This is a genomic window from Weissella hellenica, from assembly GCF_005405545.1.
Lineage (GTDB): Bacteria > Bacillota > Bacilli > Lactobacillales > Lactobacillaceae > Weissella > Weissella hellenica.
The window spans coordinates 4,946-22,409 of sequence record NZ_BJEG01000004.1 but is presented as its reverse complement, the minus strand read 5'-3'; the positions used below and the strand labels follow the sequence as shown (position 1 = coordinate 22,409).

At 37.7% G+C, this 17,464-nt stretch carries 14 protein-coding genes; 1 reads left to right on the top strand and 13 read right to left on the bottom strand.

The annotated features are described in order from the left end of the window. Window positions 1–18 precede the first annotated feature (18 nt). From trpS to FFM61_RS03400, 10 genes are all read right to left on the bottom strand, one after another. Window positions 19–1,038, bottom strand: coding sequence for a tryptophan--tRNA ligase (trpS, locus tag FFM61_RS03445; RefSeq protein ID WP_074427255.1), 1,020 nt, complete (start codon window positions 1,036–1,038; stop codon window positions 19–21). Between the two features lie 97 nt (window positions 1,039–1,135). Then, complete coding sequence (gene helD, locus FFM61_RS03440) at window positions 1,136–3,436, bottom strand: RNA polymerase recycling motor HelD (RefSeq protein ID WP_074427254.1); 2,301 nt, start codon at window positions 3,434–3,436, stop codon at window positions 1,136–1,138. Between the two features lie 81 nt (window positions 3,437–3,517). Beyond that, window positions 3,518–3,880 carry a type II toxin-antitoxin system PemK/MazF family toxin gene (locus FFM61_RS03435; protein ID WP_074427253.1) on the bottom strand — a complete coding sequence of 121 codons (363 nt, stop codon included), beginning with the start codon at window positions 3,878–3,880 and terminating at the stop codon, window positions 3,518–3,520. A 10-nt stretch (window positions 3,881–3,890) separates the two neighbouring features. Further along, window positions 3,891–5,408, bottom strand: coding sequence for an alanine racemase (gene alr, locus FFM61_RS03430; protein WP_074427252.1), 1,518 nt, complete (start codon window positions 5,406–5,408; stop codon window positions 3,891–3,893). Window positions 5,409–5,552: 144 nt separating this feature from the next. After that, window positions 5,553–7,103, bottom strand: a complete 1,551-nt coding sequence (cshA, locus tag FFM61_RS03425) for a degradosome RNA helicase CshA (protein ID WP_074427251.1) — start codon at window positions 7,101–7,103, stop codon at window positions 5,553–5,555. A 266-nt stretch (window positions 7,104–7,369) separates the two neighbouring features. Beyond that, window positions 7,370–8,632 (bottom strand): UDP-N-acetylglucosamine 1-carboxyvinyltransferase, encoded by a 1,263-nt coding sequence (gene murA, locus FFM61_RS03420; protein WP_074427250.1) that lies wholly within the window; start codon window positions 8,630–8,632, stop codon window positions 7,370–7,372. Window positions 8,633–8,942: 310 nt separating this feature from the next. Continuing rightward, window positions 8,943–10,553: a CTP synthase gene (gene pyrG / locus FFM61_RS03415; protein WP_074427249.1), complete on the bottom strand. Its 1,611-nt coding sequence runs from the start codon at window positions 10,551–10,553 to the stop codon at window positions 8,943–8,945. A 187-nt stretch (window positions 10,554–10,740) separates the two neighbouring features. Continuing rightward, window positions 10,741–11,346, bottom strand: coding sequence for a DNA-directed RNA polymerase subunit delta (rpoE, locus tag FFM61_RS03410; protein WP_074427248.1), 606 nt, complete (start codon window positions 11,344–11,346; stop codon window positions 10,741–10,743). A 79-nt stretch (window positions 11,347–11,425) separates the two neighbouring features. Continuing rightward, window positions 11,426–12,262 (bottom strand): sugar-phosphatase, encoded by an 837-nt coding sequence (yidA, locus tag FFM61_RS03405; protein ID WP_074427247.1) that lies wholly within the window; start codon window positions 12,260–12,262, stop codon window positions 11,426–11,428. A gap of 27 nt (window positions 12,263–12,289) precedes the next feature. Then, on the bottom strand, window positions 12,290–13,654 hold the full coding sequence (locus FFM61_RS03400) for an HD domain-containing protein (RefSeq protein WP_074427246.1): 1,365 nt from the start codon (window positions 13,652–13,654) through the stop codon (window positions 12,290–12,292). A gap of 104 nt (window positions 13,655–13,758) precedes the next feature. Here FFM61_RS03400 and FFM61_RS03395 point away from each other — a divergent pair, with 104 nt between their 5' ends. Beyond that, the gene (locus FFM61_RS03395; protein ID WP_074427245.1) at window positions 13,759–14,202 is read left to right on the top strand and encodes a YwiB family protein; all 444 of its coding nucleotides are present in this window, start codon (window positions 13,759–13,761) and stop codon (window positions 14,200–14,202) included. Between the two features lie 317 nt (window positions 14,203–14,519). Here FFM61_RS03395 and FFM61_RS03390 read toward each other — a convergent pair whose 3' ends face one another. The 3 genes from FFM61_RS03390 to yycI form a co-directional block, all read right to left on the bottom strand. Then, on the bottom strand, window positions 14,520–15,737 hold the full coding sequence (locus tag FFM61_RS03390; protein ID WP_074427244.1) for a S1C family serine protease: 1,218 nt from the start codon (window positions 15,735–15,737) through the stop codon (window positions 14,520–14,522). A gap of 100 nt (window positions 15,738–15,837) precedes the next feature. After that, complete coding sequence (locus tag FFM61_RS03385; protein ID WP_074427243.1) at window positions 15,838–16,638, bottom strand: MBL fold metallo-hydrolase; 801 nt, start codon at window positions 16,636–16,638, stop codon at window positions 15,838–15,840. 108 nt (window positions 16,639–16,746) lie between these two features. Then, window positions 16,747–17,464: two-component system regulatory protein YycI (yycI, locus tag FFM61_RS03380; protein ID WP_218020854.1), on the bottom strand; the 718-nt coding region annotated here is incomplete at its 5' end.

Below are 17,464 nucleotides of genomic sequence, written 5' to 3'. Positions count from 1 at the left end.
AAAGGTACTAATTAATCATCAACCCCAATAATCAACACCCATAGCGTGGCGAACCTCAGCCATGGTTTGTTGTCCGATTAAGCGCGCTTTTTCTGAACCTTCTTTAACGATTTGCAAAACAGCATCACGGTCCCCTGCATATCGCGCACGACGTTCACGAATTGGTGCTAACTCCTTGTTTAATACTTCAAACAAATACTTTTTAATTTTCATGTCACCTAAGCCACCTGCTTGATATTGTGCTTTAAGATCAGCAACATATGCTTTATCTTCATCAAAAATATCAAGATATGTAAAGACCATATTGCCTTCAATATGACCTGGATCAGTTAGACGAACATGTGTTGGATCTGTATACATTGACTTAACTTTTGCCCATAATGTTTCTTCATCATCACTCAAGTAAATCGCATTATCCAAAGATTTTGACATCTTAGCATTACCATCTAATCCCGGAATACGTCCTTGACCCTCTGGTGGGAAGATACCTTCTGGCTCAACCAAAATATCTGTATTGTAATAACGATTAAACGTACGAACTAATTCGCGCGTCTGCTCCAACATTGGCTTTTGATCATCCCCAACCGGAACGACCTGTCCTTTAAACAATGCAATATCAGCTGCTTGGGATACAGGATAAATAAAGAATCCCGTTGGAATGCTTTCACCAAAACCTTTTTGTTGAATCTCTGCTTTAACAGTTGGGTTACGTTGTACACGTGCAACTGAAACTAAGTTAAGAAAATATTCCGTTAATTCAGATAATTCAGGTACTGCTGATTGCACAAAAATTGTTGTTTTCTTAGGATCAATGCCAACCGCTAAGTAATCCAAAACAACTTCAAAAAGAGAGTTTTGAAGTTTTTCAGGATTTCGTGCATTATCCGTAAATGCTTGCTTATCAGCAACCATAATATATGGCTCGTACAAACCAGAATCTTGCATTGCAACACGTGTTTTTAAAGAACCAACATAATGTCCAATGTGTAATTTGCCAGTTGGGCGATCACCAGTTAACAAAACTTTCTTTTCATCCATATCTTTTCTTCTTTCTATGCAGTTAAACCACAAATTTAAATTCGTCAAACCCAATTGTAAAAGTTTTTTCGTACGATAACAAGCACTTAAATCAATATTATTCTAATAATGATGACGCCAACGTATTTTGTACTTGAATTATCAATGGTGATACCGGTCCAACTGTTACAAGATGCAACGCATGCATTGCTCTAGATGCCAATGTATATAACAAACCAATTGCTTTATCATCAGGATAATTATTTTGTGATACGTCATAACCAATAACTGCGTCAAATTCTAACCCCTTGGCTAAATAAATTGGCATCACTAAAACATTTGCCGTCCGTGTACGATCCATTGCATGTAGCAATTGTACTTTTTCTGGGTAACGGCGTAAAGCTTCCAGTACTAATTCGGCTTGTTCTGCTGTTTTCGTTAAAATAGCAACAGTTTGAAAACTTTGGCGTAGCTTGGCTACTTCATCATTTAAAACGGCCACACTAGTATCTGGATACGCTTGTCGTAAGATTGGTTTTTCTCCATGTCGGGTAAAAGTCATAATGTCATTACCATCGGGTAACAGTGCTTTGGCAAAATTCATAATTTCATGCGTTGAACGATAAGCCCTGTTTAATTTAATTAATGCCGGTTTTTGTGCATCAAACCCTTGTGCGTATTTATTCAGCAGCGTCTGCGGTGTCTCAACTTGGCGGAATAACGCTTGTTCAGAATCTCCTAACACGGTAAATTTAGCCTTTGGGAAAGCATGCTTCAAATATAGCAACTGCGCCATTGCATAATCTTGCATTTCGTCTATAAAGACATACGACATCGCCTGATTAATGCCCCCGCCAGTTAATCTGTCTCGTAAAAATAATAGGGGTGCAGCATCTTCTAAATCAATGCGATGGTATTCTAACTGCAGATCAAACCGGCGTTGCTTAGCTTGCCACCATTCAGATTGTTCATCAATTTTTTGTTCAGTAACATATTGCAAAAATGAACGATATTGTTGATAAATATCTAAATAAAAATTATTATACAAAGCATCATCAATAACTTGCCATTGTTTTGTTAAATAACGTTTAGCAACTAGTGAAATAACAGTGTCTTCATTTTCAGAAACCAAGGTTTCTTCAAGGTCATCATCGCCAATTAAATTTTGATATTCTTGGTCCGTTAGATTATCTAGTTCTGTTAGTACCCAATCAGCATCCTGCAAACTTTCAATACGATCAGTTAATACTTGCATAAAATGTTTTTGAAGCTGACTAATCCGTTCACGTATTGTATAACTGGTTGGTATTGTTGCCAGATACGTCTGAAATTCTTGCGCACCAAAGAAAATCTTGTCTTCGTAGTAAATATCAAAAAAATGGATATCATTAGTAGATAATTGTGCAATATAATCATCAATTACTGATACAATCTGTTCACTTTCCAATTCTTGGCGTACCGAGTAACTTGCATGACCGATAAAATGTTGCTCTTGCTCATAACGATCAAACAACGTCTGAACGGTTAACCCTTGTAAGCGAGCACTAAAAAACTCTGCTAACGTTACCTGACGCATATTTCGTTCACCAAGTGATGGTAAGACATCCGCAATATAACTTGAAAATAAACGATTAGGTGAAAATAATACAATTTGATCAGAATTTAGCTCTTCTCTAGAATGGAAAAGCAAAAAAGCAATTCGTTGCAAAATAGCCGATGTTTTACCGGAACCAGCAACACCTTGTACGACTAACAAATCACTAGTCGTATCACGAATAATTTGATTCTGTTCTTGTTGAATAGTAGCCACAATATTACGCATCACATCATCATTTTGTTGTCCAAGTGCATATTGCAACATTTCATCCCCAACAGTTTCATTTGTATCAAACATACTCGTGATTTGACCATCATGAATAACAAATTGTCGCTTTTTTTGTAAATCAACTGTTTGTTCACCACTTGGCGTTGGATAACTAACTTTACCCAATGTTCCGTTATAATAAATACCGCTAATTGGTGCCCGCCAATCATAAATCAAAAAATCACCCGTTTCATCTTGTAAAGATGCTAAACCAATATATAAGGTTTCAGGCCAATTATCTTCAATAATATCTACGCGGCCAAAATAAGGACTTGTCCGCAATAGTTTAAGCGTAGTGACTGTCTTAGCCATGATATTTTCAGTTTCAGTAACACGCGCAACAATATTTCGTTGCTGTTGAATTTCGGCATTTGTTTCCATTGCATCATCTACTTCAGCTGTATTAATTGAAGTATTAGCAATATAATTACTCTCAACTGCTCGCGTTTCTGAATGTGCTTTATCATAAAATGTTTCGGCTTTTTGTAATTGCTTATCAATTTCTTGCGCGACATTGTTTAATCTGTGTTGTTCCAGTTCTCTTTCTTCAGCCATGCTATCCTCCTTTTCACAGATGTTATTAATAAAAACAGGCGGCTAAAGCATTAACGCCTTATCCACCTATCTAACATTAAATTATACTAGACCCAAACTAATGACTAATGCTTGATCAACCTTAACTAACAAACCACCCGGGATCATACCGATACGATCTTGCAAGCGTCGTTTATCAATGGTTCTAATTTGTTCTAACAAAATAACGGAATCCCGACCAATGCCAGCCTCTGTCGCTTCTGCCGGTAAACCAACATGCGTTGGTAATTTGGGCTTTGCGATTTTCGCCGTAATTGGAGCAATAATAACAGTTGGCGAGTGTTGATTACCAACATTATTTTGAATAATAACAACAGGTCGTTGACCACCTTGTTCTGAACCAATAACGGGTGATAAATCTGCAAAAAAGATATCACCACGTTTAATTTCATTTTTATTTACCATACGTCTCTCTTTACTTCACTAATTTTCGTGGTAAGCGGGGCGCTAAACTGGTTGCTACTTCATACGGAATTGTACCTAAGCGATCGGCTAACATTTCTAGCGTGATGGTCTCTTGACCAGCTTGACCAATTAACGTTATCACAGTTCCCACTGGTAATGCTTCTGGTAAACGAACCATTAATTGATCCATTGCAATGCGACCAATAATTTCGACACGGCGACCGTCTGCTAGCAAACCGTACATTCCTTGTAATTGACGTGCATAACCATCTGCATAACCAATTGGCAACGTCCCAATCCATTCTGGTTGAGTCGTTGTATAGGTTGCACCATAGGATACAGATGTACCTGCCGCTACCTGTTTAACATGCACTAAAGCTGCTTTTAACGATAAAGCAGCGATTAACTTATCAGTTGCTAATTCATTACCAGACGGATTAAAGCCGTACATAGCGGCACCAACACGTACTGTGTCTAACGTTGGTTGGTCGTGCCATAGCGTCGTTGCTGAATTAGCCATGTGATACCAAACATCTGCTGGCAAATCTAAATCATCAACTAAGTTATGCCAATTTTGAAGTTGCTTTTGATAGTAAGCTATATCTTTTTGATCAGCCGTTGCAAAATGCATACCAATTCCTTTTAGAGATAATTGTTGATGTGTGGTTATCTTTTCGACCACTCGTGCCAATTCATCTTTTTGATGAATACCAATCCGTCCCATACCCGTATCGACCCCAATTGATACAACTAATTGCTTTTCTGCAGGGATATTGTTAATTAACTCATCTAACCAAGCTTCACTAGATACAACTGGTATTAATTGGTATCTAGCAAGATCAACTGCATATGAAGCTGGTGTTACGCCGAGGATAAAAATTGGTAAGTCGATGCCAAATTCACGTAACCAGATGGCTTCATCAATTGTTGCGACACCAAAGCCATCAATATTTGCCTTTTGCGCAGCTAATACAACTTGTGTTAACCCATGACCATATGCATTGGCCTTCACGATTGCAATAAATCGTTTAGTTCCAGTTAAATGGCGTATTGCCGTTATATTATGTGCAATGGCACTTGCCGAAACTTCAACCCAAGCCGGACGCCGAGTACTAATAACAGCTTGATCAATGACATCGAGTTGATGTGGTTCAGTTATTTGTGGTGTAGCCATTTCTAAAATAACAGAACTATGAACCATATCACCTGTGTGTGATATGGAAATATGTACGTTAGCTTCCCCTTGTTTAGGGTGCTTAACCATAACCGGCTGACCTGATTCATTTGGTAAAACCTCAATGTCTTGCCAACGAGCATGCGTGCCAATACCGGTCCCAATTGCCTTACTGTATGCCTCTTTAATTGAGAACCTACCTGCTAAAAATTCTTTTTGATGCTTGCCTTTTCGAGCATTGTACACTGCCCGTTCAGCTGGTGTCAAAATAACATCAATGAAGCTCGGCCGTCGTTTTGCAACGTCGGCAACATGACTAATCATTTGTGCATCAATTCCATGTCCCACGATCATGTTGTTTCCTCCCAAAAAATACTAATTTCATTATACCCTCTATACCCAAATATATTCGCTTAATTTTTATTCTACCATATACAAAAGCATCACAAGAATTTGAATAAATTCTTGTGATGCTTTTAATAATTTTTTATTTAATGATTAGTCGTTATTATTAATAACAAAGTTACGTGATTGACGACGTGGTGCACCTGAATGTCCACGTTGTGAGCGATCACCTGAACCAGTACGTGAACCACGATCATATGAACGACGCTCACGTTGACCACGGTTACCACGGTAACCACCACCGCCATTACCATGACGACGATCACCATCGCGACGACCACGGCTACCACCACCGCGACGACCACTGTTACCACCATGCTTATGTGGTAATGGACGTTCGTGTGATAGCTTAAATTCAGCATCCATCTCTTCAACGTTAGCAGCAGAACCTAACAAGGCAGCTGCTAATTCACGAGCATCATACTTTTCAGCTAATTGGTCAACTAGATCTGAATCAGCAACATTTGCAGTTGTCTTAACAATTGCATCAACGGATGCAGCCGCAACACTCATACGACCAGCAAGTGCTTCTTCGTGCGTATATGGCTTTAATGGTTGCATACGCTTCTTAGTTAGCTTTTCAATGTCCTTCAAGTAATCCATTTCAGCATTTGAAATAAATGTTACAGAAGTACCATGAGCACCGGCACGACCTGTACGCCCAATACGGTGAACATATGATTCTGAATCTTGTGGAATATCAAAGTTATAAACGTAATCAACACCAGAAACATCTAGTCCACGAGCAGCAACATCAGTTGCAACCAAAATGCGGATTTCACCGTTCTTGAATTGCTTCAAAACTTGTGAACGCTTTTGTTGTGTTAAATCACCGTGGATACCAGCAGCATTAAAGCCACGTAGTTCCAAACCACGTGTCAATTCATCGACACGACGCTTTGTACGACCGAACATAATTGCTAGTTGTGGTTGTTGTACATCCAAAATACGAGTTAGTACATCAAACTTTTCAAAATCACGTACACGTACATAATATTGATCAACTAAGTCTGTTGTCAATTCCTTAGCAGCAATTTGAATGTGCTCAGGATTAGTCATAAATTGAACACCAATACGTTTGATAGCTGCAGGCATTGTTGCTGAGAACAACAATGTTTGGCGCTCATCAGGGACGGCCTTCAAGATTGATTCAATATCTTCTAAGAATCCCATGTTCAACATTTCATCGGCTTCATCTAATACCAATGTCTTAACATGTGATAGGTTAATCGTACCACGACGAATATGGTCAATTAAACGACCAGGTGTTCCAACAACAATGTGGGCACCATGGTTCAAGCCATTAATTTGGCGACGAATATCAGCACCACCGAAAACAGCTTGTACACGAACATGCTTATCACGACCAAGCTTGAATAATTCTTCTTGGGTTTGGATAGCTAGTTCACGGGTTGGTGAAACAACCAAGGCTTGAACATCTTTATTATCATTGTCAATCATTTCTAGGATTGGCAAACCAAATGCAGCTGTCTTACCGGTTCCTGTTTGGGCTTGACCAATAACGTCTTTACCAGCCATTGTCAACGGAATTGTCTTTTCCTGAATTGGCGTAGCTTCTACATAGCCATGCTTCTCAATGGCTGTCAAAAGGTCTTGTGTAAGACCTAACTCTGAAAACTTCAAAATTTTTCCTCCAGTAACGATTGCCGCAACAAACGTTCTCTAATTGTCTTGAACTTATCAACATAAAAACAGACTAGACACAATCCGGCGTCCCTACTGCGTCTGTTTTTAGTAATCGTCCGCTAATTTTTGTAACTTATCTAGTTTATCCTTATAATCAGTAATTAGCAACCATTTACATCTTTTTTTTGCCTAATCACTCAAAAAAAATGTAAAAATCAAAATGAGTCCGCTTTCATGACTGTTCGACTTTTACATTTTAATAATTATTCTTCAGCAATTTCAATATCAGCGTTCAACATTGTTAACTTATAAACAATGCGATCATAACCACGTAATACGTGTTCTGCATTGATCACTTCTGTTACACCATCAGCCATCAATCCAGCTGAGACCAGTGCCGCACCGGCACGGATTTCAGCAGCTGAAACACGCGCGCCATGGAAATCACTACACTGAGCGACTACCATTTTACCGTGTTCGGGATTTGAAACTACCATCCCAAGTTTTTGTAACTCTGGTACATGACGTGTACGCTCTGGATAGATTGTTTCATGCACAACACTTTCACCATTTGCTAATGTTAGTAATGGCGTCACTGGTTGTTGCAAATCTGTTGCAAAGCCAGGGAATGGTGCCGTTTTTATCTGAATAGGCTGTAAGTCAACTGACTTGGGTACGTAAATACTATCCTCGCGAACATCTAACTTGACACCCATTTCAAGTAACTTAGCTGTAAATGATTCCAAATGCTCTGGAATCACATTTTTAACTAAAACACCATCTCCTTGCGCAGCAGCCAAAGCAAGATACGTTCCTGCTTCAATACGATCAGGAATAATTGTATGCGTATTTTTAGATTCTAAACGTGAAACACCAGTAATACGGATAACATCAGTTCCTGCACCCCGAATTTGGGCACCCATATTGTTCAAAAATGTTGCTAAATCAATAATTTCTGGTTCACGGGCAGCGTTTTCTAAAATTGTCGTGCCTTCAGCATGCACAGCAGCCATAATAATATTCATTGTGGCGCCTACTGAAACAACATCCAAAAAGATACGAGCAGCTTTCAAACCGTTTTCAGCATTAATATAAACTGTATCATTTTCTTCATAAACAGTTGCACCTAAGGCTTCAAATCCTTTAATATGTTGGTCAATTGGACGTGGCCCAATATTATCTCCACCTGGGAAAGTCACTGTTGCGCGACCAAAGCGTCCCAACAAAGATCCCATAAAATAATAAGATGCACGCAAAGACTTAATGGCTGTTGATGGTAATTCTGATTCAACAATTGCTGTTGGATCAATCATCAACTCGCCACCCTTAAACGTTGAATTAACGTTCATTGAACTTAAAATAGCTTGCAAATTATAAACATCTAAAATATCGGGTACACTGTCGAATTTCACCGGTGTCTCAGCCAAAATAGCTGCTGGAATTAACGCGACAGTCGAATTTTTAGCCCCCCCAATGGTTACTTCACCACTGAGCCGCCGTCCACCATGGATAATCAACTTCTTCATTTTATTAATCCTTTTAGAGTTAAAACTCTATCATCCTTAATCAAGGTCCATTCATTCAAAATTTTTGTTATTTTACTTCGCATGACTATCGCCAAACGATAATGATCCCATATCATCATGAATAATATACTCAGTCAATTTTACAGTAGTTACATTTAAATTACAACAACATGTCGTTATTAAACATCCTTAAAATAATACAAAATTTTCGAAAAATAACTATATATTTCTTTATAACAACTGAACACTATAATAACCTAAAAAAGGGTTGATAATTTCAAATTATCAACCCTTTTTTTATATAATTTAATTAATTTTCATGATGAGCCAAAGCAGCCTTAACAAATCCAGCATACAAAGGTTCTGGATGATTTGGACGTGATGTAAATTCTGGGTGGTATTGTGCAGCCACAAAGAAATCATTTGCTGGAATTTCAATAATTTCCATTAATGTTTCATCAGGTGAAGTTCCTACAAAGATCATCCCCGCATCTTCTAGTTCTTGACGGTAAGTCGTATTAAATTCATAACGATGACGGTGACGAGCTGTAATTTCAGCTTTATCCCCATACAACTTTTTCGTTAAACTACCTTCTTTTAACTTAGCTGGATATAATCCCAAACGCATTGTTCCACCACGATTAGTGATTTCCTTTTGATCGTTCATCAAAGCAATAATTGGTGTATCTGTATTCTCATCTAATTCAATTGAGTTGGCATCAGCATGACCCAAAACATTACGTGCAAATTCAACTGTTGCCAATTGCATTCCCAAGCAAACACCCAAGAATGGCACATTGTTTTCACGTGCATATTGGATAGCCGCCATTTTCCCTTCAGTACCACGAGAACCAAATCCACCTGGTACCATGACACCATCAGCATCAGCAAGTATCTCGGCAACATTTTCTGCATTAATCTTTTCGGAATTAATAGCAGTAATCTTTACGTCAGCATCAACAGCATAACCACCTGCACGTAACGCTTCATTAACTGAAATATATGCATCTTGCAAGTCGGCATACTTACCAACCAAAGTGATATTAATTTCCTTTTTTAGATAGCGGATTTTATCAATCATTGCACGCCATTCAGTTAAATCAGCAGCAGGTGCTGTTAGACCTAGACGTTTCAAAACAACATCATCCATACTTTGCTTTTGCATATTCAAAACAACTTCATACAAAATATCAACGTCTAATGATTCAATAACAGCTTCTGGTTTAACATCGGTAAACAAAGCTAACTTATCACGCATACCTTGACTAATAGGTTGCTCAGTACGTACAACCAACATATCAGGTTGAATACCTAGTGAACGTAATTCAGCAACAGAATGTTGTGTTGGCTTAGTTTTCATTTCACCAGCAGCACGTAAATATGGAATCAATGATGTGTGGATGTAAGCAACATTTTCTGCTCCGACCTCACTCTTCATTTGACGTAAAGCCTCGATGAATGGTAGCGATTCAATATCACCAACAGTTCCACCCACTTCAGTAATCACGATATCTGCATCAGTCGTTTCCGCTGCACGCATCATTTTTTCTTTTAGAGCATTTGTAATATGTGGGATCACTTGAACAGTTGCACCGTCATAATCACCACGACGTTCTTTTGAAAGAACCTCTGAATAGACACGTCCTGATGTCACATTTGAATATTTATTTAAGTTAATATCAATGAAACGCTCGTAATGTCCAAGGTCCAAATCAGTTTCTAGACCATCTTCGGTAACAAATGTCTCACCATGTTGATATGGTGACATGGTACCAGGATCAATGTTAATGTATGGATCAAATTTTTGTACTGCAATTTTAAATCCGCGGTTTTTTAACAAGCGTCCTAATGAAGCTGCAACGATACCTTTACCTAATGATGAAACCACACCACCAGTAACAAAGATGTATTTAGCCGTCATATAAATATATCCTCCGAGTTCTATGTCAATGCAAAAAATAAAAAAGCTCCCAATGCTTAGGTAGCGTTGGGAGCATTAATCAACTTTGATTACGCCTTGTATATTAATACAAGAGCCCGGAATTTAACTATACATTAGAATTACATAACTGTCAAGCGGTTAACCAAAGATAACTTCAATCGATTAATTAATGTTCAATATCTCCTGAACCATAATCATCATCGACATCCGTCTTAATACCGCTAATTTCATCACCAATGCCGCCGGCAACTTCATCATGACCAAAATCATCATCTGAACTGTCGTCTTCATCAGTATCGTCCTCATCGATATCGTCTTCATCTGCTGCATCTGCCACTTCATCATCAGTCGCATCTACATCAAAATCATCGTCTTCAGGATCATCATTATTATAATCAATAACGTCATCATCATCGTCAGCATCTGCCAAGAAGGCGTTAATCTTCTTACGCTTCTTCTTCTTTGGCTTGCCTTCAACTTCTTCTTCTAGATCCAAATGAACGGCCTCATCAATTGAATCAATTGGGTACCACGAACGCAATCCCCACATCGTATCACCCAATGAAATAAATGAACCGTCAATATTCAAATCAGTATAAAATTGTGATAAGCGCGCACGAATCTCTTCATCCGACTTACCTGTGAATGATTGTACTTCATTCAGCAAATCATTAAATCCCATGGTTTCATTACGGTCCGACAAAATTGCACGAGCAACTTCAATCATTGAAAGCTCATCCTTATTTTGGCCGTCAAATTGTGTTAATGCCAAATCACTGCACGTCCTTTCGCAATCTTACTCAATGTCTAATACTACAATATTTCTAGCTTTTCAGCAAATCTTTTTCACTTTAATTTTCTAACTCAGGAACACTTTTACCTAAAACCCACTTTTCTACAGCCAAACCAACACCATCTTCATTTTGCGAAGCTGTTATATATTTAGCATTCTCTTTAATTTCATCAACTGCATTTGCCATTGCAATACCCAAACCGGCTTGTTGAATCATCGTTAAATCATTATGTTGATCACCTAAAGCCATCGTCTTTGATAAATCAATGCCTAATTTATCTGCCAAAATTGCTAAACCATTACCCTTTGTTGATTCCTTGTGCATTACCTCTAAGAAATTAGGTGTCGATTGCACAATATAATAATTTTCTTGCAACTCTTTTGGCATATTAGCGACTAATTTGTCGATTATATCTGTTTCATCAATAAACATAAATTTGACATAGTGCTCATCAGTCGACATGTCATTAACTGCCTTAATTCGTAACGGCATTTGTACCATATCGTTTTCACCATTTGCATAACGATTAATCAACGTATTGGCAGTAATGGCATAATCTAACGATTCAATTTGAAAATACGCACCGAATTCATCAGCAATAGCCTTAAATTTTTTGAAATCTACTAATGATAATTCATGACCACCCAATTGTTCGCCAGCTGTCGTTTGTACAACACTACCATTGTATGTAATCGCAAATTGGTCTGTTTTATCATCCAATCCTAATTCTACTAAATAATCTTTGACACCAGATAATGGGCGCCCCGTTGCTAACACGACTTTAGCCCCTTGCTCAGTCGCATCCTGTAACGCTTTTTTTACACGTGGTGTAATTTTTTTATTTGAATTCACCAATGTGTCATCAATGTCAATTGTAATTAATTCAATTCCCATTTTAATAATATCCCCTACTCATTTACTCTATAATTTTGGTGCAACCAGCGTTTCGTTATGCACATACCTTTGAAAATCTGCATAAATCGGCGCCATAATATCATCCACGGCATGTTGTACCAACATTTCACGCGGAAAGAAAAAGCGAGCATTACCAAATACGCGCCCCGTCATCGCTTCTACCAAAGCACTTTGCGTTGATAATTCAATCAATGAACCATCTAACTGCATTAATTCAATTTGGGTACGTGGTTTTTTGACTTTGGGATCGTAAGCATCATACGGCAAATCAAAGCTATCATTTTCAGCAGTATAATACCGTGCATCAAATCCAGCTGAATCAATCAACTGTTTGATGGTTGGCAATAAATCTCGTGTTTCATCTGTAATCACAATTGATTTTAATGGTTTACGATCAATAAAGCGTGTCGCTAAATCCCTTAAAATGGGATCTTCAGCATGCCGCCAAGTGCTAATATCAGCTATCATCACAGCATCATCTAGCATCAAATACTGTTGCAAGGTTAAATTCCCCGCAAAAAGCGGGCGTAAAGTTGGCGAAATGAAGTTGATATTAACGCGAGAATCGCGTTTACTTTCATCATATATAAACTTAGCTCGCTCTAGTAAATGCTGCAATACAACTTCAAATGAACGTGATACTGGGTGGAAATAAACTTGAACATACATTTGGTACCGTGACACAACATAGTCCTCAATAGCATACGATCCTTTATCATCAAAGGCAATCCCACCTGCATACGGGCGCATCATATGAATAATACGTGATAAATCAAACTGTCCATATGTAGCACCAGAATAATAAGCATCACGTAATAAATAATCCATGCGATCAGCATCAATTTGACTAGAAATTAACTGGACAACCTGTGGATTTGGGTATGTTTTGGCAATAACACTCGCAACTTTTTGTGGGAAATCTGGACTTACTTTTACCAACACCTGATGAATTTCAGTATCGGGTGACAAAATAATTGATTGCGTATAAGCTTCATGATCAGTATTAAAAATATGTTCGAAAGTATGAGAATACGGACCGTGACCAACATCATGTAGTAACGCTGCACATAATAATACCAACTGTTCATTAACATCCCATAGGCCATCCCCTGCCTCTTGCGAAGGATGAAATTGCGCCAAATGATTTGCAAACCGACGTGCAATTTCATAGACGCCCAAGGAGTGTGAAAATCTAGAATGTTCAGCACCATGAAAAACTGCACTAGCAACACCTAGTTGTTTAATACGACGTAGCCGCTGAAATTCTGACGTTCCAATAAGATCGAGAATAACTTGATCTTTTACTCGTATTGAATTTAACACAGGATCCCTAAAAACTTTTTCCGAACCTGTTTTAATAAATTGTGCCATGATATCCTTTCTAATTCTGACGAATAATACCTATTTCACTATATTATACCTTATTGAACACGGTATAATAAACTGAAGCAATCTTTAATTATAAGGAGTTTAACATGCAAACAACACGAAAAAGTTGGCCAACAGTCGTCACCCTCACCACACAAATCACCCAAGATAACAGTCGTGAAGAATTCTCATTTGAAGAAGAAGGTATTTTAACACTTACTCAAAACGCATTATATATTCGTTACACAGAGCGACAACAAGATCTTGAGACACCTGTTACATTTAAAATATCAAAAATTGATGATATTTTATTACATCGCCACAATGACTTCACTGACATGCAGCTGCATTTCGCACCAAATAAAACCTTTCAAACGCAGTACGTTACTACTCAGGGAAATATCCCAATAGCAGTTCGTACCGATACATTTGTTAATCAAATCACTGCTGAACACCCTTACGGTAAACTAGCAATCACTTATTCATTACTTAATAATGATAGCATCATTGGTACTTATACCTTAAATCTAGCAATAGCAAAAGCTAAATAATAAAACAAAAACCGTTTACAAAAATAGATTGACACTTGTCAATTCTTTTGTAAACGGTTTTTTAGATAAAAAAAAGACCATCGTGCAAGAGGGGGAACGCAACGATGGTCCACCGCCGGCTACTATCGCAACCAGCGAAGGGGGGGATACATAGTTTGGGGAACTATGTAATTTCATATACTTTGGGGAGTAATGAATTCCACTAACAAAAGTGAATATATATAATATATACAATCAAAGTTACAAAAAAGTTTCATAATTCTTTCGTTTTAAAAACAAAAAAGAAAGTATACTCGAAGTGTACTTTCTCGTCATTTTTATTGTGCATTATTTAAAGAACTTGTTGTTTTATCTAATTTAACTGTGACAGTCTTTTCTTGTCCCTTGTGATAGTACGTAATTTTAACAGAATCGCCAACCTTATGTTTATAAAGCGCATCACGTAATTCACCCGAATCGCTAACCTTTGTATCGGCAATTTTCGTAATCACATCATACCGTTCCAATCCAGCCTTTGCTGCTGGAGAATCCTCTTGCGCCTCAACAATAATGACACCATCAGAAACACTATCTGGTAAACGTAACACCTCTCTTTGGTCGCTAGCTGATACATTGCTCAAATCAACCATCGAGACACCCAAGGCTGGTCGTTCAATTTTACCATCCTTTTCCAAACCATTAATAATGGAAACCACTGTATTTGAAGGAATTGCAAATCCCATTCCTTCAACTGATGTACCATCTTCAGATGATGCCAATTTCATGGAATTAATACCAACAACTTGGCCAGCTAGATTAACCAGCGGCCCACCAGAATTACCTGGATTAATAGCCGCATCGGTTTGCAAAACATTTGCTTTACCAAGGGAATTCCCTGATTCATCAGTTGCATCAACTTGACGCTTCGTTGCTGAAATAATACCTTCCGTTACAGAAGTGGCATAATCCGAGCCTAATGGCGATCCAATAGCTAATACTGATTGACCTGCTTCAACTTTACTTGAATCAGAAAAATTAGCAACTTCACTAATTTTATCAGCTTTCACCTTCAAAACTGCCAAATCAGTTTGTTCGTCAGTTCCCACTAATTTTGCAGTTAATTTTGTCCCATCACTTAGTAGCACTTGAATCGCATTCGAGCCCGCCACCACGTGATTATTTGTCACAATATATGCCGTATTGTTGCTCTTTTTATAAACAACTCCTGATCCTTCTGAAGCTGTTTGTAAATCTGACGAATCACTATCACGATTTTGTGTTTGATCCCCAAAAAAATCAGATTGCAATGATTGTTGCTTTTGCAAATTAATAACAGACACAACTGCACCAGAAACGTTTTTAAACGCTTTAGTTGCGCTAGACTTTCCCTTTACATTATTTTCACTAACTTTAACTGCATTACTTTTTGCAGTAGTCACGTTTGCTGCCTGATCCCCTTGCGTGAAGTGAACAACGCCACCTGCAGCAACACCGCCACCAATTAGACCAGCAACAACACTCATGACAACAATTTTTGTTCCCGAAGATAATTTCATATCTATGCCCCATATCTTATTCATTTAATCATTTATTTATCACAACTAACATTATCTGTTACTTTAAGCTGATTCCCTTTAAATCGCCTTAACCCCCTATTTATATTTGAATCAATCGCGTCGCAACATCTGGATCTGTATCTAACAAGTTAAAATCATGATCTACCCCAAAATCATGTTCTGACAAAACTGATTGTACAGTCAAATGAGCCAACGGTTTTTGATTGTTTTCTTGACTCAAGTGACCTAAATAAACTTGTTTTGTACGATTCCCTAGTATTTGGGTTAGCGCCAACGCACCATCTTCATTAGATAGATGTCCTTGATCACCCAAAATACGTTGTTTTAGTGGCCAGGCGTAACTGCCCATACGTAACATTTCATAATCATGATTAGCCTCCATCAAAATTGCATCTGCATTTTTTAATGTACCCACAATACGATCATTTACATAACCCGTGTCCGTCAACATAGCAAAAGTCTTATTATCATGATGAAAGGCATAAAACTGTGGATCAGCTGCATCATGTGAAACACCAAAACTTTCAATGTCTAAATCGTCCATCAGCTTGGTTTGACCTGGTTCAAATAACTGGACTTGGTCAGTATTGATTTTACCAATTTTACCAGCCATCGCCTGCCACGTTTTTTGATTAGCATAAACATCCATACCATACTTACGGGCCAAAACGCCTACACCAGCAATATGATCACTGTGCTCGTGTGTCACAAATAATGCATCAACATCATTTAGTGAACGCCCGATTTGTGACATGAGCGCTGTTATTTTTTTACCGGATAAACCCGCATCGACAAGTACCTTATGTCTGGGAGTTTCAATGTATGTCACATTACCTTTACTACCAGATGCTAACATTGATACTTTAAAATCATTTGACATTCCTAACTCCTTATCAAATAAAAAGCCGATTATTTTAGTCATCCTAAAACAAGCGGCTTTTTATTTCTGATTCCACCACTTGTTATATTTTAACACGTTGTAAAATCTTTATTTCATAATTGCACCATTTATTGCATTAACTGTAACAATCGTTGCCTTTTGTTTATTATTTGACACTAGAAATTGCCATGTTGGTACAAAAATAATATCTTTACCTACTGTCGTCATTTCGTCATATCCTAATTGTGAAAGGGTAATCTGGCTGTTATTTGATAAATCATTATACTGGTATAACGAAATCAAAGCTTGCTCTTCAGAAATTAATTGGACATCATCTCGCAGATACTGCGTATCACTGATATAACTTTGTTCGTATCCTTTAATTTCGTGATTTGGCGTTACTTCAAAAACAATTTGCGCACGCTTTGTAATAAAAGTTCTTTTTTCATTGCCAACTTTTTTTACATAAACATATAATTTATTGGCTGATTTATTATTTTTTTGTGCAATTTCACTCAATTTAGTACTCAATTTATATTGGGTCCCATTAATAACTTGATCTTCCTTCTTTATAAAATCATTCAAAGCATGGACGTCATTTTTACTAGGGTAATGTAGTTTAACTGGTGTAGGCATCGTTACTTTCAACGTATCGCCCACCATTTTACTTTTCCAATTATGATTTAATTGTGTTTGATGTGCTGACAAAATATTCTTACCATCTTTACCAGCTATATATGATCCAGTTGTACGATTCTTGGATAATGTACGATAAGTAATCCCATCATCATGCATCTCATCTATAATTTGTTCTTCTGTTGTACGA